This window comes from Ruegeria sp. B11 (genome assembly GCF_056539785.1).
In genome coordinates, this window is record NZ_JBQFVO010000001.1 from 1,280,366 (window position 1) to 1,301,187 (window position 20,822).

Genomic DNA, 20,822 nt, shown 5'->3' on the forward strand with positions numbered 1-20,822 from the left:
CTTAGCTGTCCATCTTCAACGCTGAAATAAACGCCTCCTGCGGGATATCCACCTTCCCGAACTGACGCATCTTTTTCTTACCCGCCTTCTGCTTGTCCAGCAGTTTGCGTTTCCGCGTGGCGTCGCCTCCGTAGCATTTGGCGGTCACGTCCTTGCGCAAGGCCGAGAGGGTCTCGCGGGCGATGACCTTGCCTCCGATGGCGGCCTGGATCGGGATTTTGAACATGTGGCGCGGGATCAGGTCCTTGAGCTTTTCGCACATTGCACGGCCCCGCATCTCGGCCCGGTCGCGGTGAACCATGGTCGACAGCGCGTCGACCGGTTCGTCATTCACCAGCACCGACATCTTGACCAGATTGTCCTCGGTGTAGCCGGTCATCTGGTAGTCGAACGAGGCATAGCCCTTGGTCACCGATTTCAGGCGGTCGTAGAAGTCAAAGACAACCTCGTTCAGCGGCAGGTCATAGACGACCATGGCGCGGGTGCCCGCATATGTCAGGTCCAGCTGGATGCCACGGCGGTCTTGGCAGAGTTTCAGCACGTCGCCGAGGTATTCATCCGGCACCAGAATGGTCGCCTTGATGCGCGGCTCCTCGATATGGTCGACCTTGGACGGATCGGGCATGTCGGCGGGGTTGTGCAGCTCGATCATCTCGCCGTCTTTCATGTAGACGTGATAGATCACCGAGGGAGCCGTCGTGATGAGCTCGATATCGTATTCGCGTTCGATCCGGTCGCGGATGACCTCTAGGTGCAGCAGGCCGAGGAAACCGCAGCGGAAGCCAAAGCCCAATGCCGCCGAGGTTTCCATTTCAAAGCTGAAGCTGGCGTCGTTCAGGGCCAGTTTGTCGATCGCATCGCGCAGGTCTTCGAATTCGGAACTGTCGACGGGGAAGAGGCCGCAGAACACCACCGGCTGCGCGGGTTTGAATCCCGTCAGGGCCGCTTCGGTGCCGTTGCGGTCATTGGTGATGGTGTCGCCGACGCGGGTGTCGCGGACCTGTTTGATCGAGGCGGTCAGGAAGCCGATCTCACCGGGGCCCAGCGAATCCACCATCTCCATCTCAGGCCGGAAGACGCCGACGCGGTCGACATGGTGCAGGGTGTTGTTCGACATGAACTTCACCCGCATCCCCTTTTTCAGCGTGCCGTCCATGATGCGGACCAGAACGATGACGCCGAGATAGGCGTCGTACCAGGAATCCACCAGCATCGCCTTGAGCGGCGCGTCCAAGTTGCCTTGCGGCGCGGGCAGCTGCTGCACAATGGCCTCAAGTGTTTCGTGGATGCCCTGCCCCGTCTTGGCACTGACCTGAATGGCGTCGGTCGCGTCGATGCCGATCACATCCTCGATCTGTTCGGCCACGCGGTCACAATCGGACGCGGGCAGGTCGATCTTGTTCAGCACCGGCACGATTTCGTGGTCGGCGTCGATGGCCTGATACACATTCGCCAGCGTCTGCGCCTCAACCCCCTGGGTCGAGTCGACAACCAACAGCGACCCCTCGACCGCACGCATGGAGCGGCTGACCTCATAGGCAAAGTCCACGTGGCCGGGGGTGTCGATCAGGTTCAGCACATATTGCTCGCCATTGTCGGCGGTATAGTCGATGCGAACCGTGTTGGCCTTGATGGTGATGCCGCGTTCACGCTCGATATCCATGCTGTCGAGCAGCTGTTCCTTCATGTCGCGATCCTTGACCGTTCCGGTCTCTTGGATGAGCCGGTCAGCAAGGGTGGATTTGCCATGGTCGATATGCGCGACGATGGAGAAATTGCGGATATGAGCGAGGTCTGTCATGGGTTGGGGATATGCGTCGGAAATGGGCTGTGGTCAAGGTGGGACGAAGCCCCAGCGAAACCCTTTGATTGCGAGGCCTCTGACCGTTCAGAGCAACCTGTTTTTGACCAACTCCGCGTTCATCCAATGCGTATCACTTTGCACGTGACCCTCGCGCACGTATTTTGCGAGGTGAGTGGGCATGTCTTCATCGTTAAACGCTGCAGTTGTGCGAACGACAAAACCCTCCTGAGTATCCAGTTCCAGGCCCGCGATCACATCTGCCACAACCTTAACAGAGAACCGTCCGCGATAGAGTTCGGGAACGGCAGTAATCCCCAGCTCGAGAAAGCGTGAAAGCGTCGCGTCCCACGATTGCACGCGCTTTGCCTTGATCCAGGCGAAGCCCAGGAAATAAGTCGGCAACGCCGAGTACGCTATCGAGTGGCGAGCAAACAGATATTCACCGACTGTGCGCTCATCTTCGTCAAGCTGTGGCGAAATTCCGGCAGCGAAGGCCTTCATCCAATCTCGGGACGGGTGGTGTCGCGCGTCAATGCTGCGAGGATGGCAGCCCTGACTATGAATCGTTGTATTCTCACCGTCCAGTTCTTCGGTGAAGACGGCCTCCTCAGCCGAAGCCAGTTCATCAACGCTGGACATGATCTTATCATCGCTGGTGGCCCCGGGAGACTCCGGCAGATGGAACGTGCGCCCGTATTTCTTAAGCATAGTGGTCTCATGAAAGAGATTTAAACAATGTCTGGCCAGAAAACGCGACATCCCAGCCGCGTGCAATCACTTTTTCGAACCACCCAATTGATCCCGAATCCACTTTGATTCATACTCCGCCGCAGACCGAGAGGGGCATAAGACCCGTCCGGGCAGGCAAAAAACGAGGCTCGAGTATGAAACAGTTCCTCTTAATCGCATTTTGTGCGGCATCGCTGACGTCGGTGGCCCACACAGTGGACGCGGCGCAGATCAAGCGGGCGTGTCTAGCATCAGACCGTGAAGCGGCGACGCGGGCGCGGTGCCGGTGTATTCAGCGCGTGGCGGATCAGGCGCTGACGCGTAGTGATCAGAAGACCGTCGCCAAGTGGTTCACCAACCCGCATCAGGCGCAGGAGTTGAAGATGTCGCAGACCGCGCGCGATGATGCGCTGTGGGATCGGTATCAGAACTTTGGCCAGATGGCGCAAGCGATCTGCAACTGAGCCCTGTCAATCCTTGACCTGATGCCCGCTGCGCCTCAGAAATGGCGCAGCGAAAGGTATGTGCGATGGTGATGAAAGGGCTGACCCTGCGGGGCCTTGAGGTGTTCGAGGCGCTGGCACGGACGGGATCGGTGGCGCAGGCGGCCGAGATCACGGGGCTCAGCCAGCCCTCGGTTTCCCAGCAATTGCGCAATCTGGAAAAGGCTTTGGGCACCGATCTGGTGGATCACGGGCGGCGACCGATGCGACTGACGCAGGCCGGCCGCAGTTTCCTGGCGCGGGCCGAGGCAGTGCTGGCCGAGTTGCAGATGGCGCAAGGCGAACTGGCGGTGATGGATCTGGGGCATCTGACCACCCTGTCCATCGGCTTGATCGACGATTTCGACAACGACCTGACGCCTCGATTGGCGACGTTGCTGGCCGACAGTCTGACCCGGTCGAAATTCAAGCTGATCACGCTGCCCAGTCTGGACCTGTTTGCCGAGCTGGAAGCGCAGCGCCTGCACATGGCGGTCTCGGCCCATTCTGGCGAGGTGCTGGAGGGCGTGGTCGAATATCCGCTGGTGCAGGATCCGTTCATTCTGGTCGCGCCTAAGGGCGTTGCGCAACCAGTGCAGGATCTGCCCTTTCTGCGCTATGCCCGCGAGCAGTTGATCAGCCGTCAGATCGAAAGCCATCTGGCCCGACAGCAGCTGGAATTCGAGGAACGGTTCGAAATCGGCTCACACCTCGCGCTGATGGCGATGGTCGCGCGCGGCCTCGGCTGGGCGATTACCACGCCGCTGGGCTATATGCGCGCCGCCCGCTTCCACGACGGGATGGAGGCGCACCCTGCCCCGTTCGGTGAATTCGCACGCACCATTTCCTTGTTTACACGGACCGACTGGTCCGATCAGGTGCCGCAGGAGGTGGCCGACATGATCCGACGCCTGATGCGCAGCCAGATCGTTGATCCAGCGATTGCGCAATTGCCGTGGTTAGGTGGTCAGTTGAAGGTGGTGGGGTGAACCGGAAAGTGAGCATCCAGGCTCTTTTGTTTGAGCCATGCGTCATCCGTCCTGCAAACCAAAAGACGTTTACTGAGCGTTAGTATGTCCGGAATAAAGGCTGTTCTCACCTGCTGAATTCAGCTTCTACTAACGCCTCGTAGGCGTCCAGTTCAGCCTCTTTGACGACGTCGCGATCAGCCAACACTTCCAGAGCCATAAGTGCGACATCGGGGCTTTGAAACACTGCGTCCGCCAGGATCGCAAGATGTTTCAAGCTTTCTGTCGGTGAGTCCTCCAGTGCGAAGAACCTTTTCAGGAACACGGCGTCGCCATCAATGGCCTGATTGCGCATAGCGCGCATCTTCAGGCGGGACGAGGCACGGGTCTTGACCGCCATCGATTTTAGAAAAAGAAACTTGTGGAAATGAAATCCCTGCGCAGACAACTCGCTCATTTGTGAGTCAAGCAGTGGCTGACCTTTGTAAAGCGGCACCATTGCGATTTCGGATATCAGAGCAACCGCATTCTTGAGTTTTTCGCGCGCATTCCTGAATACGTCCAATTCTCCGCCCTGCACGTCAATCTTCAGCAGATCGAACTCTGGCAGCTCTTTCAGGTCGTCCAGCCGATGGGTGGTTATTGGTACAACTTCTTCGACCCGCATTTGCCTGGGCCACCTTCCCATAACTCTGATGAAGTCGGGGTTGGGCTCGAATAGCGAAGTGAAGCCACTTCCCTTGCAAACATGAAGGCGCTCACTTCCTCCTCTGCCGATCGCATAAGGAAGATAGGTTTCATTTTCTCCTCCCTCTTCAGAGAGCCGTGCAAATGCATCTTGCTGTGGTTCGAAACCCCAGACATCGCATATGCGGTTCTTCAGGAGGGTTGAATATGGGGTAGCGCCAAGAGGATTGGCACCCACATCCACCACCCGCGTCAGTCTTTCCGGTGACAGAACTTCGTGCAGGAACAGCGCGCGCTCGTCGTTCATTTTTTGTGACTACCCTTCGGGGTATTCAGCTGGTTAAACGTGCCTGTGATCATATGTCTAACTCATTTGGATTAACTGGCTGCAGTCTCACTTGGAGCTTGGAGATTTATGTGTGCTGATGACAGCCTCGTGCGTGTATCAGGAATTTGTATCATTCCATCAAATGACCATTGGGGATCGGACTAGTATTCCATCCACTTAATGCGACTATCTGCATAGGCACAAGGGTTTGCGCTAAGAGGGCGGATGATTTGACCCCTGTCGCTGATTGCGATGCAGCCTGCGGAGGCCGAATAAACGTTGGTTTTGGGCTCAAACATGCTGTCGCTCTGGATTGATTGAATACGCAAGGCAAAACTACCACTGAGCCCGTACATGCGCATCCAGCCCCGCCACGGCCTCTTCGATCAGGTCCAGAACGCCGTCGAAATCCCGGGTGTAGTACGGGTCAGGCACATGGTCGGCACCGATATGGGGGGCGAAATCGGTCAACAGGCGGACCGGGGTGTCGTTGCCGTCCGGGCGCAAATCTTCGATGTTCGCGATGTTTTCTGCGTCCATTCCGATGATCAGGTCGAAGTGGTTGAAATCCTCGGCCACGAACTGGCGCGCGCGTAGGTCGCTGAGGTCGATATCACGCGCGCGGGCTGCCTTTTGCATTGGGCCGTAGGGCGGGTCTCCGATATGCCAGCCCGAGGTTCCGGCGCTGTCGGTCTGGTGCTGCGGGGCGCGGGCGCGAAAAGCACCTTCGGCGGCGGGGGACCGGCAGATATTGCCCAGGCAGACGAAAAGGATACGGTGTGACATAAGAGAGGTTTAGCGCGTGGGGCAGGTATGGAAAAGATCGTCATTCTGACCGGGGCCGGGATTTCCGCCGAAAGCGGGTTGGGCACGTTCCGCGATGAAGGGGGCCTGTGGGCGCAGCACCGGATCGAGGATGTGGCCACGCCCGAGGGCTTTGCCCGCAATCCGTCGCTGGTGCATCAGTTTTACAATGCCCGCCGAGTACAGGCCGCCAAGGCGCAACCCAACGCGGCGCATCAGGCGCTGGCCCGGTTGCAGCAGGGCTGGCCTGGAGAGGTGATCCTTGTCACCCAGAATGTCGACAGCCTGCACGAGGCAGGAGGGGCCGCGCATGTGATCCATATGCATGGCACGTTGGCTGGGGCTTTGTGTGCGGCGTGCGGATATCGTTGGGCTTCGCCACCCGAAATGGATGTGGGTGAGCCCTGCCCGTCCTGTCACCAGCCCTCGGCCCGGCCCGACGTGGTATGGTTCGGCGAGATGCCATATTTCATGGATGAGATCTACGACCATCTGATGGAAGCATCGCTGTTCGCCTCGATCGGCACCTCGGGGCAGGTTTATCCGGCGGCAGGGTTTGTACAAGAGGCGCGGGCCGTGGGCGCGCGGACGATCGAATTGAACCTTGAGCCATCCGCCGGAATTTTTGATGAAACCCGGCTGGGGCCAGCCTCAGAGGCAGTACCGCGCTGGGTCGATGAGCTGTTGGCGCGAGGCAGCACGCGATAGGGGCAGACAGCGGCGCGTCTTCCCGTCTATGGTGCAGAAAACGCAAACCCGAGTGAGTGACATGACCGATCTACCGCCCAAAGACGGAGAAATCCTTGACGACAGCAGTATCGACGCGCGCGATACGTTAAGTACCAATCTGGCCAGCCTGTGGTGGACCTTTCTGCTGCGTGGAATTCTCGCAGGTCTGATCGGGATTGCAGCGCTGTTCTGGCCGACCAGCAGCATCTCATTATTGCTGCGATTGGTAGGGGCGCTGCTGATTCTGGATGGCGCGCTGACCTGGCTGGGTTTTGGGCGGCGCGGGCTGATCGGAGGCGTCGGGATCGGTGCCGCGCTGATCGGTTTGGTGTTGCTGATCTGGCCACAGGGCGTGGCCTGGCTGGCCTTCACCCTCATGGGGGCGATGGCGCTGTTCGTTGCGATCGGCTCGTTCATGGCGCTGCCGCAAATGCATCCACAAGACCCCGAGCGCGCAACGGTGCGTAATTCAGGTATCTTCGCACTCATCGTCGGGCTGGTGCTGATCTTCTGGCCCGGCAGCGGCATGGTGGCGTTGGGCTGGGCAATTGCCTTCTTCGCGCTGACCTCGGCGGTGGTGATGTTCTTTCTGGCGGCACGGTTCAAAAAAGCGGGCGATCGATTGGAGATGAAAACCGTCAACAGATGACGCAACAGGCCGGGCATTGCCCGGCCTGACGTATGGATGATGGCTGTACCACAGCCTGAAGACAGGCGTTAGTTCGAATGGCCGCCTTTGTCCTGGCGCTCAAGATCGACCGGGATCTCGACCGCGACCTCTCCGGCGTTTTCGAAGATCAATGTGACGGGAACGCTCCCTCCCTGTTCGAAGGGCGCTGTCAGGCCCATGAACATGACGTGATCACCGCCGCGTTTCAGCATGTGGGTTTCGCCCGCCGGAATGGCGAAGCCTTCCTTCACATGCACCATCTTGGCGACACCGTTTTCGTCAACCTTATGAGTGTGCAGTTCCACTCGGGCAGCCGCATCCGAGGTCACGCCGATCAGGCGGTCATCGGTATCGCCTTGATTCTGGATCATCATGAAGGCGGCACCCGCCTTCGCGGTTTTGCCCGAAGACCGTGCATAAGGGTCTTCGACCGAGATGGTATCGGCAGCCAGCGCCGCACCGGTCAGCGAAAAGGTAGTCAGGACTGCAAGCAGGCTGGATTTGAGGGTCATTATGCCTCTCCTTGGTAACTGTCTGATAGAATTTGGAAACTGGAATCAGGCAGAAACCGGCGGGGCACGAGCTGGGTGTCGCGGCAGCGGCGCGGCAATCAGATGCTGGGAAAGGAGCGACGGCGCTGGGAGCGCGCGCGACGGGGCCGGAGGTACGGCAACCGAGGCTTCATGTATCGCGCCCAGCAGGTTGAGCGCATAGTCAGGGCAGTATTGCGGCGCGCGGGTCGGTTGGCCGTCTTCGTCCATATAGACGACGACCGGCCCGCTGCCGGTGCACAAAACCATCTGCCCGACCGCGCGCTCCATACCCCGCGACACGGCTAGTCCCTGCCCGGTGAGGATCACCATCAAGGACAGCGCATAAGGCAGAAATGTGCGGAAAAAGCCTGTCATGTCAGCTTGGTATATACGCCGCCCGCTGAACCGGCTTCAAGCGCAAAGCAGTGGCTGAGACAGTATGGCCTAGCTCAGCTTTTCGGCGGCCTGAACGCCTCGGCATTCATCCCCGTATGCAGTCGGTTTACCCGGCGCTGCATCCGGGTGCAGCGGATCACAGCTTTTGCAATTGATCGTGGCAGTAAAAACAGAAAATTCTTTGCTTTGAGTGACATGGTAACCCCCTCAACATGAATATGCATAAACATATGCGATATTCAGCAGGCGTTCTGTGAACAACGTCACGAAGCGGGGCGTTTTATTACCATTTCAGAGACAATTATTCGCACAGGGGCAGCGAATGCAAAAAAGAAAAGCCCCACACCGCAGGGTGCAGGGCTGAATTCTTGCGTGAGAAAGCGCTTAGGCCGAGGCTTGTGCCTTGGCGATTTCTTTCTTCACTTTCAGGGCGTTCGCCGACAGCTCGTCATCCTTGGCTTTGGCCAGGAACGCGTCCAGACCACCGCGGTGGTCGACCGAGCGCAGGGCAGCTGCCGAGATGCGCAGCTTGACGCCACGACCCAGAGTTTCCGACTGCAGGGTAACGTCGTTCAGGTTGGGCAGAAAACGGCGACGAGTTCTGTTTTTGGCGTGGCTGACATTGTTGCCAGTCATCGGGCCTTTTCCGGTCAGTTCGCAACGGCGCGACATGGTTTCTTCCTTTGTTTCTGGAGGCCGGGTACAAGACCCGCGGCCAAATCACAAGGGGCGCAACCCGAAGTCGCGCCCGAAAACTGGTTGGATGCGTTTAGTGGGAATCGCGCGGAGGGTCAAGACGGCTGCGGCGAAATCTTTGCCCCTTCTTGAATTCCTTGGCAGTTCAGATCCGAGGCATCCGCAACAGTGGCTTGTTATTCTTCAAATGCCGCGTGATCAACTGCGCTTGCAGCCGCCCGCCGGGGATCATGCGGGCCGGGTCGGCGCGATAGTCAAGGTCTGTCAGTTCGGGAAAAATCTCGAATATCTCGCGACGCGACGCGGCGCTCAGCATTTTCAGCGCTTCGGGGCCGGTATAGAGGCTTTCGGTTGGCGCATCCTCGGCAAAGATCACCTGATGGCGGTCGAACAGCAGGTGGTAATACTCGACGCTTTCCACGCTTTCATCAACGTAGATATCCGGCATTGCGGTGAGTTTGATGGCCGGAATCAGAACCTCGGTCGTGCCGAACATGCGTTGGGCGATCTTTGAGTGCGCCAGCATCCGATGCTGGCGCGAGACCAGCAGATCGCGATGCGGCAGCCCCTCGCCCAATGCCCCTGCAAGGATACGCACAGGCCAGAGTCTGGGGTTGGCTTCAAGCTGGAAGCGATCAAATTCGCGCCGCCCGATCCAACGGATCGGGTGTAGGCCCTGCCCAAGAGTGTGGACCAGATCACCAGTGCGCAACGACTGGATCAGGGATCGCCCATCCTGTGTCGTGATCAATGTATCGCGCGTGAAACAGGGCATACCCGACCCGTTCTCGAACGCTGAATACGTGACGGTGATGCCTGAAGGCAGGGTAAATGTGCCGCTAGAGACTGAATAACCAACCCCGTCTTCGACCGTAATCACCCCGAAAGTATCGTCCGTGATAACAGTGCCCTCAGGGAGGTTCAGCGTGTCGGTTCCGCTGCCGCCGCGAATGTCACCCGACACCGTGGTGCTGGTGAAATTCAGCGTGTCATTACCGGCACCAAGCCGGATATCGCCGACGGTTGACCCGCTGATATCAACCGTATCCGCATCGGACCCGCTAGCGATGCGCCCGCCAACCGTACTGTTGGTGACAATGATCGTGTCGGTGCCTGCATTGCCCAGGACATTGTTGGCAATGGTGCTATTGGTGATGGTGATATCGTCATCGCCGCCACGGCCGCGGATACCGGTCACCGGAGGCGTCGCCGGGTTTCCGTTCAGAGTACCGTTGTCATTTGTGACATCGATATCGTCGTCGCCGTTGGTACCATTGATATTGGGCATTCTGACGTGTCCCGTTCCTCGGAGAATCCGGGCACGATCCGAGCTGACCAAGCCCTTTCTCAACCCGGTTCAAACGCAGTGACTTACACTCAAACACAACAATATATGTAGCTTTAATACACGATTAGCGGTCAGCGCACCAGCCGCGCACGCATCATACCGCCAGAGTGTTACGCGTCGGACAGCCCGGAGAGGATTTGTTCGGCCGCCGCCGATGGGCTGAGGTGGCCCGCACTGACCTGAGCGCCAAGATCGCTCATCCGACTGCGCATCTGTGGCGTTTCGAGACGCGCAAGCAATGCGTGGCGTACCTCTTGCTCGAACCAGTATTGTGCCTGTGTGGCGCGGTTCGATACCCAATGCCCGGCTTCGCGCCGCCAGGTTGTCAGGGCCTGCATCTCGTCCCAGGCCTGTTCCAGCCCATGCTCTTCAACCGCTGAAACGGTCATGGCCTTGGGAAACCCTTCGGGATCCTGCGGGCGTTTGCGCAGCAGACGCAGCGCGCCCGCGTAGTCGGCGCAGGTGCGGGTGGCAGTCGCTTTCAGGTCGCCATCCGCCTTGTTGATCAGGATCATGTCAGCCATCTCCATGATGCCGCGCTTGACGCCCTGCAACTCATCGCCGCCCGCCGGGGCCAGCAGCAGCAGGAACAGGTCAGACATCTCGGCCACAACGGTTTCCGATTGGCCCACACCCACGGTTTCAATCAGCACGACGTCAAAACCAGCCGCCTCACAAAGTGCAATCGCTTCGCGTGTGCGTCGCGCCACGCCACCAAGATGGCTCTGGCTGGGGGACGGGCGGATAAAGGCGTTTTTCTCGCGGCTCAGCCTTTCCATGCGGGTCTTGTCGCCCAGGATCGAGCCCCCCGAACGGGCCGAGCTAGGGTCAACTGCAAGAACCGCAACGCGCAGCCCCAGCCCCGTCAGCATCATGCCGAAGCTTTCGATAAAGGTCGATTTGCCTACACCCGGCGTGCCCGACAGGCCGATCCGCAACGCCTGGCGTCCGGCGCCGCTCAATTGATCCAGCAGCGCGGTTGCCTGCGCTCGATGATCTTCACGCCCGCTTTCGACCAGTGTGATCGCACGGGCCAATGCCCTGCGCTCTCCGTTCAAGATCCTGTCGCCAAGCTCGGCAATGTTCATCGGTAAGTCCCCGGCTGGAATTTGCCCTAGATGAGGGGGGATGACCCGGTTTGTCCAGCCCCAACCGGAGCTGAGTTTGGCGACGCTGGACCTTGGCCGAGGCTTTGGCGATAAGGCGATATGACCCGGTTGCCCATTGATGACGCCATTCCCGATCTTCTGAACGCCTTGCGAACGCATGGGCGCGCGGTGCTGCAGGCGCCGCCGGGTGCGGGCAAGACAACCCGCGTGCCGCTTGAGATGCTGCAGGCCGGTCTGTGCGAGGGCCGGATCGTCATGCTGGAACCCCGGCGGCTGGCCGCCCGCGCCGCCGCCGAACGCATGGCTGAGACGCTGGGTGAGCCCGTGGGCCAGACCGTGGGCTATCGTGTCCGTGGAGACGTGAAAGTTTCAAAGGCGACGCACATCGAGGTTGTGACCGAAGGTATCCTGACACGGATGCTGCAATCCGAACCTGACCTGCCCGGCGTAAGTGCTGTGATATTCGATGAATTCCACGAACGGTCCCTGAACGCCGATCTTGGGCTTGCACTGTGCCTTGAGGTGACTGGAGCGTTGCGCGATGACCTGATCTTGCTGGCGATGTCCGCGACGCTGGATGCTGAACCGGTGGGCCAGCTGATGAACGCGCCTCTGGTGACATCCGAAGGGCGCAGCTATCCGGTCGAGACCCGCTGGTTGGACCGGCCTTTGGCGCCGCAGGCGCGGCGACTGGACGCGCTGATCGATCTGGTGGTGCGAGCCGAACGGGAAACCAAAGGGGGCATGCTGGTGTTCCTGCCCGGTGAAGGTGAAATTCGGCGGGCCGAGGCGGCTTTGGCCAGCCGTCTACCCGACACCTGTTCAGTGCGGCCTTTGTTCGGAGCACTGCCCTTTGCCGCCCAGCGCGCGGCGATTGCGCCGGTTAAGCAAGGTCGCAAGGTGGTTCTGGCGACGTCGATTGCCGAAACCTCGCTGACTATTCCCGATATCCGCGTGGTGGTCGATATGGGGCAAGCCCGGCGGGCACGGTTCGATCCCGGATCAGGCATGTCGCAGCTGGTGACCGAGCGGGTGACGCGGGCCGAAGCGACGCAGCGCGCAGGCCGTGCGGGGCGTGTGGCCGAAGGTGTCTGCTATCGGTTGTGGTCCAAGGGCGAAGAAGGTGCACTGGTCGCCTACCCGCCTGCCGAAATCGAGGCTGCCGATCTGACCGGGCTGGCGTTAGAATTGTCGCTCTGGGGCGCAGAACCGGGTGATCTTGCATTTCTGACCGCGCCGCCCGAAGGCACGCTGGCTGAGGCGCGCGCGTTGCTGGCGATGCTGGGTGCCCTGGATGGCAAAGGTCGGATCACCGAACATGGGCGGGCGCTGGCGGCGCTGCCGCTGCATCCTCGGCTGGGGCATATGTTGCTGCACGCAGGACCTGAGGCCGCGGCACTGGCGGCGCTGATGGCGGAACGCGATCCGCTAAGGGGCGCTCCGGTCGATCTGTCTTTGAGGCTTGAGGTGCTGCGGGACGTGCGCGCGTTTCAGCGCAATCGGGTCTGGCAGGTCAACATGGGCGCGCTGGATCGGATCAAGGGCGAAGCAAAGCGGTTGCGCGCGCAATCTAAGGATGCGGGCGGTCTGAGCCCGGCAGCGATGGCGGCGCTGGCCTATCCCGATCGCATCGGACAGCGACGCAAGGGAGATGTCCCGCGTTATGTCCTGTCGGGTGGCAAAGGCGTCGTGCTGGAAGCCGGTGATACGCTGGCGGGTGCACCTTATCTTGTGGTGACGGATACGGATGGGAACCCGCGTGAAGCGCGCGTGCGCATGGCAGCGCAGATTTCCGAGGGGGAAATTCGCGATCTATTCGGCGATCAGATCGCGTGGGTCGACAGCTGCGACTGGTCGAAACGCGAACGCCGTGTGGTGGCGCGCAGGCAAGAGCGGTTCGGAGCGATCACGCTGGACGACCGCATCTGGAAAGATGTCCCCGGGGATGCATTGGCGCAGGCGATGTTGGACGGGGTGCGCGATCTGGGTGTGCGGCTGAACGGGGCCGCAGCGCGATTGGCCGCTCGGGTCGAGTTGATCCGCGCGGAAGGCGCGGATTTGCCGGACTTCTCGGAAACCGGGCTGATGGATTCGCTGGAAGACTGGCTGCTGCCGATGCTCTCGGGTGTGCGCAATGCCGATGACTGGAAGCGGTTCGACCTGCTGCCCGCGCTGCGCGCCCGGCTGGACTGGGACCAGATGCAGGAACTGGATCGGCGGGCGCCGGGCTCGTTTGTGACTCCGTTGGGCCGCAAGCTGCCAATTGACTATGGCGGTGCGGTGCCCGAAATCTCGGTTCGGCTACAAGAGGTATTCGGCGTTACGCAACATCCGGTGGTTGGGGGCGAGCCTTTGAAGATCACGCTGCTGTCACCGGCCCAGCGACCGATCCAGATCACCCGTGATCTGCCCGGATTCTGGGCCGGGTCATATGCCGAAGTGCGAAAGGACATGCGGGCGCAGTACCCAAAACATCCCTGGCCCGAAGATCCAACTCAGGCGGATCCGACGCTGCGCGCGAAGCGGCGCAAAGGCTGAGTTGATCAGGTGGGCGTAAATAAGCCTCATTGGCGGAAACAGTGCAAAGCGCACAAATTGCTGCAAAAATACACGAAACACTGAAAGTTCAGGCCATATTTTGCGGTTATCCGAGGGCGGTATTGTTAACTCAGCAATACATGATTATGTAACTTCTTCGAATTACAAAAAGAACACGCCCGAGCAGGCCTTACATGACGACATGGATACGCAACATCTGGGAAGAGGTCGCGCGACCGCTGATCCAGCGCCCAAGCCGGGTGCAGGTTGCTGCGTTGTGTACCCGCAAGGCAGGTCCCGGTGACGACGTTTTGTTAATCACCAGTCGGGGCACCGGACGCTGGATTATCCCCAAAGGCTGGCCCATTGATGGGCTCAACGGGCCGGAAACCGCATTGCGGGAAGCCTGGGAAGAGGCTGGAGTGCGCGCGACTGAGGTGCAGAAAGATCCCGTTGGTCATTACTCTTACGACAAAAGGTTGGATGACGGCACGGCGTTGCCGGTTATCACCAGCGTTTATCGGATCGAGGTGACCGGACTGGCGGATGTATTCCCCGAGTCCGATCAGCGTAAGCGCTGCTGGGTGTCCTCGAAGGTGGCCGCCGAACGCGTGCAAGAGCCGGAATTGCGCGACTTGCTACTGCAATTGTAACAATATTGTAAAAAACTGATGACAAAGGTTGCCGCGCCCATTGGAACCGTTTAGCGGCGGGCATCATTCAAAACAGCCGTTGTGAACCGATGTCAGACCACCCCACTAAAGCCCGTTGGCACGCACTGGACCGTGACCTACAGCGTATCTCGCGCGTTGAGCACGCCAATGCCCAAGTATCGCGTCCTCTGTTGGCCCCCGGAATTGCACTGGCCTTTATCGCGCTGGCAGGTTTGGCTGCAGCGCTTCTGTTCGGACGGGCCGATGGTGGCGTGATCGTTGTCGCAGCTGCGGCATTCGGCGCTTACATGGCGATCAATATCGGTGCCAACGACGTGGCCAACAATATGGGCCCGGCAGTGGGGGCCAATGCTCTGACCATGGGCGGAGCCATCCTGATTGCCGCTATCGCAGAAAGCGCAGGTGCGTTGCTGGCAGGGGGGGATGTGGTTTCGACCATCTCTAAGGGCATCATCGATCCGATGTCGGTGCAGAACAGCAATGTGTTCATCTGGGCGATGATGGCGGCCCTGATATCGTCGGCACTGTGGGTCAATCTTGCTACCTGGGTCGGGGCACCGGTTTCGACCACGCATTCGGTGGTCGGCGGCGTGATGGGTGCCGGCATAGCTGCGGCGGGCCTGAGCGCGGTGAGTTGGGGCACGATGAGCGCGATTGCCGCCAGTTGGGTGATCTCACCCGTTTTGGGCGGAATGATTGCAGCCGCCTTTCTGGCATTGATCAAACACAAGATCCAGTATCAGGACGACAAGATCGCGGCAGCGCGGCGCTGGGTGCCCATTCTGGTTGCCGTGATGGCAGGGGCGTTTGCCACCTACTTGTCGGTCAAAGGCCTGAAGCGGATCGTCAAAATTGATCTTCAATTTGCCCTTTTGATCGGCCTGACCTTTGGCGGCCTGGTCTGGACTGCGACGGTACCGTGGGTCAAGCGCAAGTCTGAAGGGTTGGAGAACCGGACCCGGTCGTTGAAGACGTTGTTTGGCCTGCCTCTGGTGATTTCGGCCACATTTCTGAGCTTTGCGCATGGGGCCAATGATGTGGCCAATGCGGTGGGTCCACTGGCGGCGATCGTGCATGCGGCCGAGTTCGGAGATTTTGCCACGAAAGTCTCGATCCCGACATGGGTCATGGTGATCGGCGCGTTTGGCATCTCGTTCGGCCTATTCCTGTTCGGTCCCAAGCTGATCCGTATGGTCGGCAGCCAGATCACCAAGCTGAACCCGATGCGGGCGTTCTGTGTCGCGCTATCGGCGGCGATCACGGTCATCGTCGCCAGTTGGCTGGGTCTGCCGGTCAGTTCGACTCATATCGCGGTTGGGGCCGTCTTTGGTGTTGGCTTCTATCGGGAGTGGCATGCAGAACGGCGGTGGAAATACTCGAACCGCCAGCGGCCGGCGGAGCTGCGACTGGCGCGCGAGGAACGGCGGCGGCGCAAGCTGGTGCGGCGGTCGCATTTCATGACCATCGTGGCGGCCTGGGTGGTCACGGTACCGGCAGCGGCAGTGATGTCGGCGCTAATTTTCTGGGTTTTGACTGCGTTCGCTTGATCGGAATTTGCGAGGCTCTGCCTCGCGCTCCGAGGTATTTTAGGCCAGATGAAGAGACGGATCAGGTTATGATCTGGTCGACTGTGAGCGGCGTGTCCGGTGATTGGTGGATGAGTTGAGAGACTCGGCTATTGATCGGGGTTGGGATCGCGTACTGTTGGCCGAGTTTGATGATTTCGCCCTGTAGACTGTCGATTTCGGTCGGGCGACCCGCCGTCAGATCATAAGCCATCGAGGTGCGCGCATTTGGGTCGATGGTCAGCATTTTTGCCGCAATTCGTGTAAAAATTGGCGTTGGCAGACGTAGAATGTGCGGTGTCATCCATGCGGGTAGTGGCGTTGTGGAGGTGGCCTCGATCTCGGCGACTTTCAAAACACGCTGCGCCTCGGCCATCTGATCAGCCATCAGGCGACGCCAGTTTCGGTCGAGCAGTTGGTTTTGCAAGGTCAGGCCGGACAATGCGTTCAATGCATTGTTGAGGTTGATCACCAGCTTACCCCATTGCACTGCCTCGATCTGGTCGCTTTCGCTGACGGGTAGATCTGGGGCGCTTAGGCGTTCAGCCAGAAACCGGGAGCCATGCTCGATGACGATCTCGCCCGATGTGGCGCGGTGATAGGTTGCCGGGCCCGTCGGCACCACGTTGAACGGCACCATTCCAGCCCGAACGTCGCGTCCGGGAAGAGCGGTGCGCAGGGTGCGGGCGTTCTCGAGCCCATTCTGCCAAGACAGAACCGGGGCCGTTTCCGTGGCGTGTGCGGCGATCAGCGTTGCCATCTCGGCGGTCGCGCCGGTTTTTACCGTGACGATGACCAACTCGGCATCCCCAAGACAGGCAGGGTTTTCGCTGAGCGTGAGTTGTGCGGCGGCGACGTGGCGATGCAGGTTCGAGAAATCTGTCACCGTCAGCCCTTGTCCCCGGATGGCGTTCAGCACCCGCGCGCGGCCCAGCAGCGTCACGCTGTGTCCCGCTGCGGCCAGCAATGCGCCGCAAAAGCAGCCAATGCTGCCTGCACCGGCGATGACAATATTCATGGCTTACCTCCGCTGTGCCTCCAAGGATCGCCGGGATCGTTCAACGGAGCCAGCGTGACGTGAGGTCAGACGCGGGCGCGTCTGGGTCGGGTGCGTTCGAGGTCTTCCGAGATCGGAATGAACTCCTGATCATCACCGGGCGGCAGGTGGAAGGCGCCGTTCGCCCAGTCGGCAGTTTTCCATTCGCGTGTGGCGGTTTCTATCTTCTCCTTCGAGGAGGAGACGAAGTTCCACCAGATGTAGCGATCTTCGTTCAAGGTCGCGCCGCCCAGCAACAACAGCCGCGCACCCAGTGGTCCGGCCTTCACGGACAGGTGATCGCCGGGGCGGAAGACCATCATGCGACCCGCCTCGAAGCTGTCGCCTGCGATCTCGACCGAGCCTGTGGTGACATAGACACCGCGATCCTCGTGATTGTCGGGCAGCGGGAAGGAGGCACCCGGTTCGAGCTGGACGTCGAGATAAAAGGTCTCGGACAGCATGGTGACCGGGCTGGTTTCGCCATAGGCGGAGCCAAGGATCAGGCGGGCGCTGACGCCTGCATCCTGAATATGGGGCAACGCGCCCTGTTTGTGGTGTTCGAAATCGGGGGCCATATCTTCGTGAGTTTCGGGCAGGGCGATCCAAGTCTGGATGCCAAACAGGCTGTGTTTCTTGCCGCGTGTTTGGTCACTGGTACGTTCGGAATGGGTCACACCACGCCCAGCGACCATCCAGTTGACCTCGCCGGGGTAGATCATCTGATGCGTGCCGAGACTGTCGCGGTGTTCAAACTCGCCCTGATATAAATAGGTCACGGTACCAAGTCCGATATGGGGATGCGGCCGTACGTCAATACCGCCTTCGGTGATGAATTCGGCCGGACCCATTTGGTCGAAGAAGATGAAGGGGCCGACCAGTTGCCGTTTGACCGAGGGTAGCGCGCGGCGCACCTCGAACCCGCCCAGATCACGGGCACGGGGGATGATCAGGCTGTCCAGCGCCGGGTTCTCGGACCGGCAGTCGGGGGTATGGGTCGGATTCCAGCTCATTCTCGCTCTCCCTTAGGTCAGGATCTGGCTTGGGCTTCAATATGTTTGATAATGTGGAATATAGTATGATTTATTATCTGGCATAGCGCATGAGTGCACATATACAGTGCACGATGGGCGGAAACGGCGGCAACGCTCACGTGACGGTGATGAAATGACCCGATCTTCAGACCAGCTTAACTCGGCTTTCGCAACAAACGTGCTAGATTGAGTATCAGGCCAGACAACATGCCCGTTATCGAAAGGAGCCCTCTCGATGTCGCACGTTCTTCTTACCCGCCGCAGCGCGTTGGTTACGGCGGGCTGTTTTGCAGCGCTAGGCACGGCCGGGCTGACCACGCCCGCGCGGGCGCAGGGCGTTGCACCGACCCCGTCCATGCGGGGCGGATCGAACAACTATCGCCCCGGCGCCCCTATTGTGCAGCGCATCGGCGGCGGAGGTTTCTGGATGACCGGCACCGTGCGCCGCGCAGGCGACGGTGCCCCCTTGCCCGGCCAACGTATCCAGATCTGGGCGCATACGACCGAGGGGCACGAGCGCGACCAGCGCAGCCATGGGGCGACGCTGACGGATGCGAACGGTGAATTTCGGCTTGAGATGCCACAAATCGTGCCCGCCTTTGGCCAACCGCACGGGCATCTGGCCTATGACAGCGGCGAATTCGAAACGGTGTTCCTGCGCCCGGTGATGTCGAGCGCGAAGGATAAAACGCTTGCAGCGCATTTCGTCTTGCAGCCTGCCTGATACGTGTTGAGGCGCATACTGATCTGGGCAGCGTTGATTGTCGCCCTTCTGGTGCCGGTTATCGCGGCAGCATTCAGCCCTTATCTGGCGTGGCGCGAGCCGATCTACATCCTAGCCGGGTTTGCGGGCATCGTCGGGATGTGCCTTCTGCTGATGCAACCCTTGCTGGCCGGACGCTGGTTGCCTGGGCTTTCACCTGTGCGCAGCCGCTTATGGCACAAGCGGTGCGGTCTGGCCCTTGTCGCAGCGATCGTAATCCATGTGGGCGGTTTGTGGATCACGAGCCCGCCGGATGTCGTGGACGCGCTTCTATTCGTATCAGCCACACCCTTTTCCGTCTGGGGTGTGATCGCGATGTGGACGGGTTTTGCTGCAGCAACGATGGGCGTTCTGCGCCTACGCCTGAACCTGCGATTTCGGCTCTGGCGTCTGGGGCACACAGGACTGGCGCTGGTAACCATTCTGGGCAGTGTCGTACACGCCCTGCTGATTGAGGGCACAATGGAGATCATGACCAAGATCGCATTGTGTGTGCTGGTAGTTCTGGCGTGCGTCGCTACGCTCGCCAGACTACGGGTCTGGGAAGTGTCCCGACGCGTTTAGTCCTCCCATACGCATACCGGGGCCGCGTCAGGTTGACAGGCGTTTGGCATAGGTCGCGCGATCTATTTCAACATCCCGCACGGTGATGCTGCCGACCGTGGGCGCAGACGCAGCCAGAACATTCAGAATGATCGCGTTCAACTCGGCGCGCGTTGCCTCATCTCGGCCTTGCAACAACAAGAGCGTGGCATGAATGAACGTCTGCGGTTCGGTCCGGATGCGGAAATACGGAAACGAGGTGGCACGGATTTTGAGTGTTGGGGCATCGAATTCTTCATGCGCGGCGAGCACGGAATAGAGCTGCTCACAGATGGCTTGAAAATCATGAGTTTTTTCGAGCCCGGCAGAGAATTCCAGAGTGATGTGTGGCATTGGTTGCTCCGAGATTTAAGAGAGCCATCTATGGCTCTCCCAGATTGCTGTCGGCCTCAGACGCCCAGACACCAGCGCATCACGGCTTTTTGCGCATGCAGGCGGTTTTCGGCCTCGTCAAAGATCACCGAGTTCGGGCCGTCCATGACCTCGGATGTGGCCTCTTCTTCGCGGTGCGCAGGCAGGCAGTGCATGAACAACGCGTCTGGCTTGGCATGCGACATCAGCTCGGCGTTGACCTGATAGGGCCGCAGCATGTTGTGGCGGCGCTCCTTCGCGGATTGGGAATCGTGCATCGAAACCCAGGTGTCGGCGACTACAAGGTCGGCCCCTTCAACAGCTTTGTGCGGGTCCCGTTCGATCACGATTTTCGAGCCCTTCTGGCGTGCAAGCCCCATGAATTCTTCTTCCGGGTCCAGCTGCGCCGGGCCGGTGAATGTCAGGTCGAAACCGAATTGACCGGCGGCATGCAGAAATGAAGCGCAGACATTGTTGCCATCGCCGGTCCAGACGACCTTTTTTCCTGCGATGGGGCCGCGATGCTCTTCATAGGTCAGCACATCGGCCATGATCTGGCAGGGATGTGTACGATCGGTCAGACCATTGATGACAGGAACGTCCGAGTATTCGGACATCTCGGTCAGGATGGTTTCATCAAAGGTCCGGATCATGATCATGTCGACATAGCGCGACAGGACCCGGGCGGTGTCGGCGATGGTCTCGCCATGGCCCAGCTGCATGTCCTTGCCGGATAGCACCATGGTCTGCCCGCCCATTTGGCGCACACCGACATCGAAGGACACGCGGGTCCGTGTTGACGGCTTTTCAAAGATCAGCGCAACCATGCGGCCTGCCAGAGGCTGCTCGTCGTCGGGGGCGGCTTTGGGACGCCCAAGGCGCGCCTGTTTCATCGCGCTGGCCTGATCGATCATGTTCCGCAGATCACCTGCGTCAGTTTTGTGGATATCAAGGAAGTGGTTCATTTTAATTCAC

The 20,822-nt window shown here is 59.8% G+C and carries 22 protein-coding genes; 9 read left to right on the forward strand and 13 right to left on the reverse strand.

Annotated features, from left to right (window positions below; translation table 11 throughout):
* Position 1: 1 nt before the first annotated feature.
* Positions 2-1,801, reverse strand: coding sequence for a translation elongation factor 4 (gene lepA, locus ACR0I1_RS06495; RefSeq protein ID WP_480705506.1), 1,800 nt, complete (start codon positions 1,799-1,801; stop codon positions 2-4).
* 87 nt (positions 1,802-1,888) lie between these two features.
* Positions 1,889-2,563 (reverse strand): RNA ligase family protein, encoded by a 675-nt coding sequence (locus ACR0I1_RS06500; protein WP_480705508.1) that lies wholly within the window; start codon positions 2,561-2,563, stop codon positions 1,889-1,891.
* A gap of 125 nt (positions 2,564-2,688) precedes the next feature.
* Here ACR0I1_RS06500 and ACR0I1_RS06505 point away from each other — a divergent pair, with 125 nt between their 5' ends.
* Entirely contained in the window at positions 2,689-2,997 is a 309-nt protein-coding gene (locus ACR0I1_RS06505) for a hypothetical protein (protein WP_170404173.1), read from the forward strand.
* Between the two features lie 65 nt (positions 2,998-3,062).
* On the forward strand, positions 3,063-4,004 hold the full coding sequence (locus ACR0I1_RS06510) for a LysR family transcriptional regulator (protein WP_170397757.1): 942 nt from the start codon (positions 3,063-3,065) through the stop codon (positions 4,002-4,004).
* 106 nt (positions 4,005-4,110) lie between these two features.
* Here ACR0I1_RS06510 and ACR0I1_RS06515 read toward each other — a convergent pair whose 3' ends face one another.
* Together ACR0I1_RS06515 and ACR0I1_RS06520 are read right to left on the reverse strand one after the other, a co-directional pair.
* Complete coding sequence (locus ACR0I1_RS06515) at positions 4,111-4,914, reverse strand: FkbM family methyltransferase (protein ID WP_480705510.1); 804 nt, start codon at positions 4,912-4,914, stop codon at positions 4,111-4,113.
* Positions 4,915-5,334: 420 nt separating this feature from the next.
* Positions 5,335-5,784, reverse strand: coding sequence for a low molecular weight protein-tyrosine-phosphatase (locus ACR0I1_RS06520; RefSeq protein WP_480705512.1), 450 nt, complete (start codon positions 5,782-5,784; stop codon positions 5,335-5,337).
* 27 nt (positions 5,785-5,811) lie between these two features.
* On the opposite strand from ACR0I1_RS06520, the gene ACR0I1_RS06525 reads away from it, so the two are divergent.
* Together ACR0I1_RS06525 and ACR0I1_RS06530 are read left to right on the forward strand one after the other, a co-directional pair.
* Positions 5,812-6,510 (forward strand): NAD-dependent deacylase, encoded by a 699-nt coding sequence (locus ACR0I1_RS06525; protein ID WP_480705514.1) that lies wholly within the window; start codon positions 5,812-5,814, stop codon positions 6,508-6,510.
* Between the two features lie 61 nt (positions 6,511-6,571).
* On the forward strand, positions 6,572-7,180 hold the full coding sequence (locus ACR0I1_RS06530) for an HdeD family acid-resistance protein (protein ID WP_170397206.1): 609 nt from the start codon (positions 6,572-6,574) through the stop codon (positions 7,178-7,180).
* 68 nt (positions 7,181-7,248) lie between these two features.
* On the opposite strand, the gene ACR0I1_RS06535 is transcribed toward ACR0I1_RS06530, so the two are convergent.
* From ACR0I1_RS06535 to meaB, 5 genes are all read right to left on the reverse strand, one after another.
* On the reverse strand, positions 7,249-7,713 hold the full coding sequence (locus ACR0I1_RS06535; RefSeq protein ID WP_170397208.1) for a copper chaperone PCu(A)C: 465 nt from the start codon (positions 7,711-7,713) through the stop codon (positions 7,249-7,251).
* A gap of 45 nt (positions 7,714-7,758) precedes the next feature.
* Positions 7,759-8,109: a glycosyltransferase family protein gene (locus ACR0I1_RS06540; RefSeq protein WP_170424215.1), complete on the reverse strand. Its 351-nt coding sequence runs from the start codon at positions 8,107-8,109 to the stop codon at positions 7,759-7,761.
* A 405-nt stretch (positions 8,110-8,514) separates the two neighbouring features.
* Complete coding sequence (rpmB, locus tag ACR0I1_RS06545; protein ID WP_008756960.1) at positions 8,515-8,802, reverse strand: 50S ribosomal protein L28; 288 nt, start codon at positions 8,800-8,802, stop codon at positions 8,515-8,517.
* A gap of 169 nt (positions 8,803-8,971) precedes the next feature.
* A complete protein-coding gene (locus tag ACR0I1_RS06550) occupies positions 8,972-10,114 on the reverse strand; it encodes a Hint domain-containing protein (RefSeq protein ID WP_170733231.1) in 1,143 nt (380 codons plus the stop codon).
* A gap of 170 nt (positions 10,115-10,284) precedes the next feature.
* The gene (gene meaB / locus ACR0I1_RS06555) at positions 10,285-11,262 is read right to left on the reverse strand and encodes a methylmalonyl Co-A mutase-associated GTPase MeaB (RefSeq protein ID WP_170733232.1); all 978 of its coding nucleotides are present in this window, start codon (positions 11,260-11,262) and stop codon (positions 10,285-10,287) included.
* A gap of 120 nt (positions 11,263-11,382) precedes the next feature.
* Between meaB and hrpB the strand changes: the two genes are divergently transcribed.
* The 3 genes from hrpB (at position 11,383) to ACR0I1_RS06570 (ending at position 16,042) form a co-directional block, all read left to right on the forward strand.
* A complete protein-coding gene (hrpB, locus tag ACR0I1_RS06560) occupies positions 11,383-13,821 on the forward strand; it encodes an ATP-dependent helicase HrpB (protein ID WP_480705516.1) in 2,439 nt (812 codons plus the stop codon).
* Between the two features lie 194 nt (positions 13,822-14,015).
* A complete protein-coding gene (locus tag ACR0I1_RS06565) occupies positions 14,016-14,474 on the forward strand; it encodes an NUDIX hydrolase (protein WP_480705518.1) in 459 nt (152 codons plus the stop codon).
* Between the two features lie 89 nt (positions 14,475-14,563).
* Positions 14,564-16,042, forward strand: a complete 1,479-nt coding sequence (locus tag ACR0I1_RS06570) for an inorganic phosphate transporter (protein WP_480705520.1) — start codon at positions 14,564-14,566, stop codon at positions 16,040-16,042.
* A gap of 61 nt (positions 16,043-16,103) precedes the next feature.
* Here the strand turns inward: ACR0I1_RS06570 and ACR0I1_RS06575 are convergent, their stop codons facing one another.
* Positions 16,104-17,078 (reverse strand): 2-dehydropantoate 2-reductase, encoded by a 975-nt coding sequence (locus ACR0I1_RS06575; RefSeq protein ID WP_480705522.1) that lies wholly within the window; start codon positions 17,076-17,078, stop codon positions 16,104-16,106.
* Between the two features lie 65 nt (positions 17,079-17,143).
* On the reverse strand, positions 17,144-18,109 hold the full coding sequence (locus tag ACR0I1_RS06580) for a pirin family protein (protein WP_170424227.1): 966 nt from the start codon (positions 18,107-18,109) through the stop codon (positions 17,144-17,146).
* Positions 18,110-18,365: 256 nt separating this feature from the next.
* Here ACR0I1_RS06580 and ACR0I1_RS06585 point away from each other — a divergent pair, with 256 nt between their 5' ends.
* Both ACR0I1_RS06585 and ACR0I1_RS06590 read left to right on the forward strand, forming a co-directional pair.
* Positions 18,366-18,854: a peptidase associated/transthyretin-like domain-containing protein gene (locus ACR0I1_RS06585; protein ID WP_170397223.1), complete on the forward strand. Its 489-nt coding sequence runs from the start codon at positions 18,366-18,368 to the stop codon at positions 18,852-18,854.
* Between the two features lie 6 nt (positions 18,855-18,860).
* On the forward strand, positions 18,861-19,457 hold the full coding sequence (locus tag ACR0I1_RS06590) for a ferric reductase-like transmembrane domain-containing protein (protein WP_480705760.1): 597 nt from the start codon (positions 18,861-18,863) through the stop codon (positions 19,455-19,457).
* A 27-nt stretch (positions 19,458-19,484) separates the two neighbouring features.
* On the opposite strand, the gene ACR0I1_RS06595 is transcribed toward ACR0I1_RS06590, so the two are convergent.
* Together ACR0I1_RS06595 and argF are read right to left on the reverse strand one after the other, a co-directional pair.
* Positions 19,485-19,829, reverse strand: a complete 345-nt coding sequence (locus ACR0I1_RS06595; protein ID WP_480705524.1) for a 5-carboxymethyl-2-hydroxymuconate Delta-isomerase — start codon at positions 19,827-19,829, stop codon at positions 19,485-19,487.
* 56 nt (positions 19,830-19,885) lie between these two features.
* Complete coding sequence (gene argF / locus ACR0I1_RS06600) at positions 19,886-20,812, reverse strand: ornithine carbamoyltransferase (RefSeq protein WP_170404219.1); 927 nt, start codon at positions 20,810-20,812, stop codon at positions 19,886-19,888.
* Positions 20,813-20,822: the final 10 nt, after the last annotated feature.

Coding starts and splice junctions, on each gene's coding strand:
- ACR0I1_RS06565 (WP_480705518.1), top strand. CDS start 14,016: ATGACGACATGGATACGCAACATCTGGGAAGAGGTCGCGCGACCGCTG.
- lepA (WP_480705506.1), bottom strand. CDS start 1,801: ATGACAGACCTCGCTCATATCCGCAATTTCTCCATCGTCGCGCATATC.
- argF (WP_170404219.1), bottom strand. CDS start 20,812: ATGAACCACTTCCTTGATATCCACAAAACTGACGCAGGTGATCTGCGG.
- meaB (WP_170733232.1), bottom strand. CDS start 11,262: ATGAACATTGCCGAGCTTGGCGACAGGATCTTGAACGGAGAGCGCAGG.
- ACR0I1_RS06585 (WP_170397223.1), top strand. CDS start 18,366: ATGTCGCACGTTCTTCTTACCCGCCGCAGCGCGTTGGTTACGGCGGGC.
- hrpB (WP_480705516.1), top strand. CDS start 11,383: ATGACCCGGTTGCCCATTGATGACGCCATTCCCGATCTTCTGAACGCC.
- ACR0I1_RS06540 (WP_170424215.1), bottom strand. CDS start 8,109: ATGACAGGCTTTTTCCGCACATTTCTGCCTTATGCGCTGTCCTTGATG.
- rpmB (WP_008756960.1), bottom strand. CDS start 8,802: ATGTCGCGCCGTTGCGAACTGACCGGAAAAGGCCCGATGACTGGCAAC.
- ACR0I1_RS06580 (WP_170424227.1), bottom strand. CDS start 18,109: ATGAGCTGGAATCCGACCCATACCCCCGACTGCCGGTCCGAGAACCCG.
- ACR0I1_RS06520 (WP_480705512.1), bottom strand. CDS start 5,784: ATGTCACACCGTATCCTTTTCGTCTGCCTGGGCAATATCTGCCGGTCC.
- ACR0I1_RS06500 (WP_480705508.1), bottom strand. CDS start 2,563: ATGTCGCGTTTTCTGGCCAGACATTGTTTAAATCTCTTTCATGAGACC.
- ACR0I1_RS06530 (WP_170397206.1), top strand. CDS start 6,572: ATGACCGATCTACCGCCCAAAGACGGAGAAATCCTTGACGACAGCAGT.
- ACR0I1_RS06570 (WP_480705520.1), top strand. CDS start 14,564: ATGTCAGACCACCCCACTAAAGCCCGTTGGCACGCACTGGACCGTGAC.
- ACR0I1_RS06595 (WP_480705524.1), bottom strand. CDS start 19,829: ATGCCACACATCACTCTGGAATTCTCTGCCGGGCTCGAAAAAACTCAT.
- ACR0I1_RS06550 (WP_170733231.1), bottom strand. CDS start 10,114: ATGCCCAATATCAATGGTACCAACGGCGACGACGATATCGATGTCACA.
- ACR0I1_RS06525 (WP_480705514.1), top strand. CDS start 5,812: ATGGAAAAGATCGTCATTCTGACCGGGGCCGGGATTTCCGCCGAAAGC.
- ACR0I1_RS06510 (WP_170397757.1), top strand. CDS start 3,063: ATGGTGATGAAAGGGCTGACCCTGCGGGGCCTTGAGGTGTTCGAGGCG.
- ACR0I1_RS06575 (WP_480705522.1), bottom strand. CDS start 17,078: ATGAATATTGTCATCGCCGGTGCAGGCAGCATTGGCTGCTTTTGCGGC.
- ACR0I1_RS06505 (WP_170404173.1), top strand. CDS start 2,689: ATGAAACAGTTCCTCTTAATCGCATTTTGTGCGGCATCGCTGACGTCG.
- ACR0I1_RS06535 (WP_170397208.1), bottom strand. CDS start 7,713: ATGACCCTCAAATCCAGCCTGCTTGCAGTCCTGACTACCTTTTCGCTG.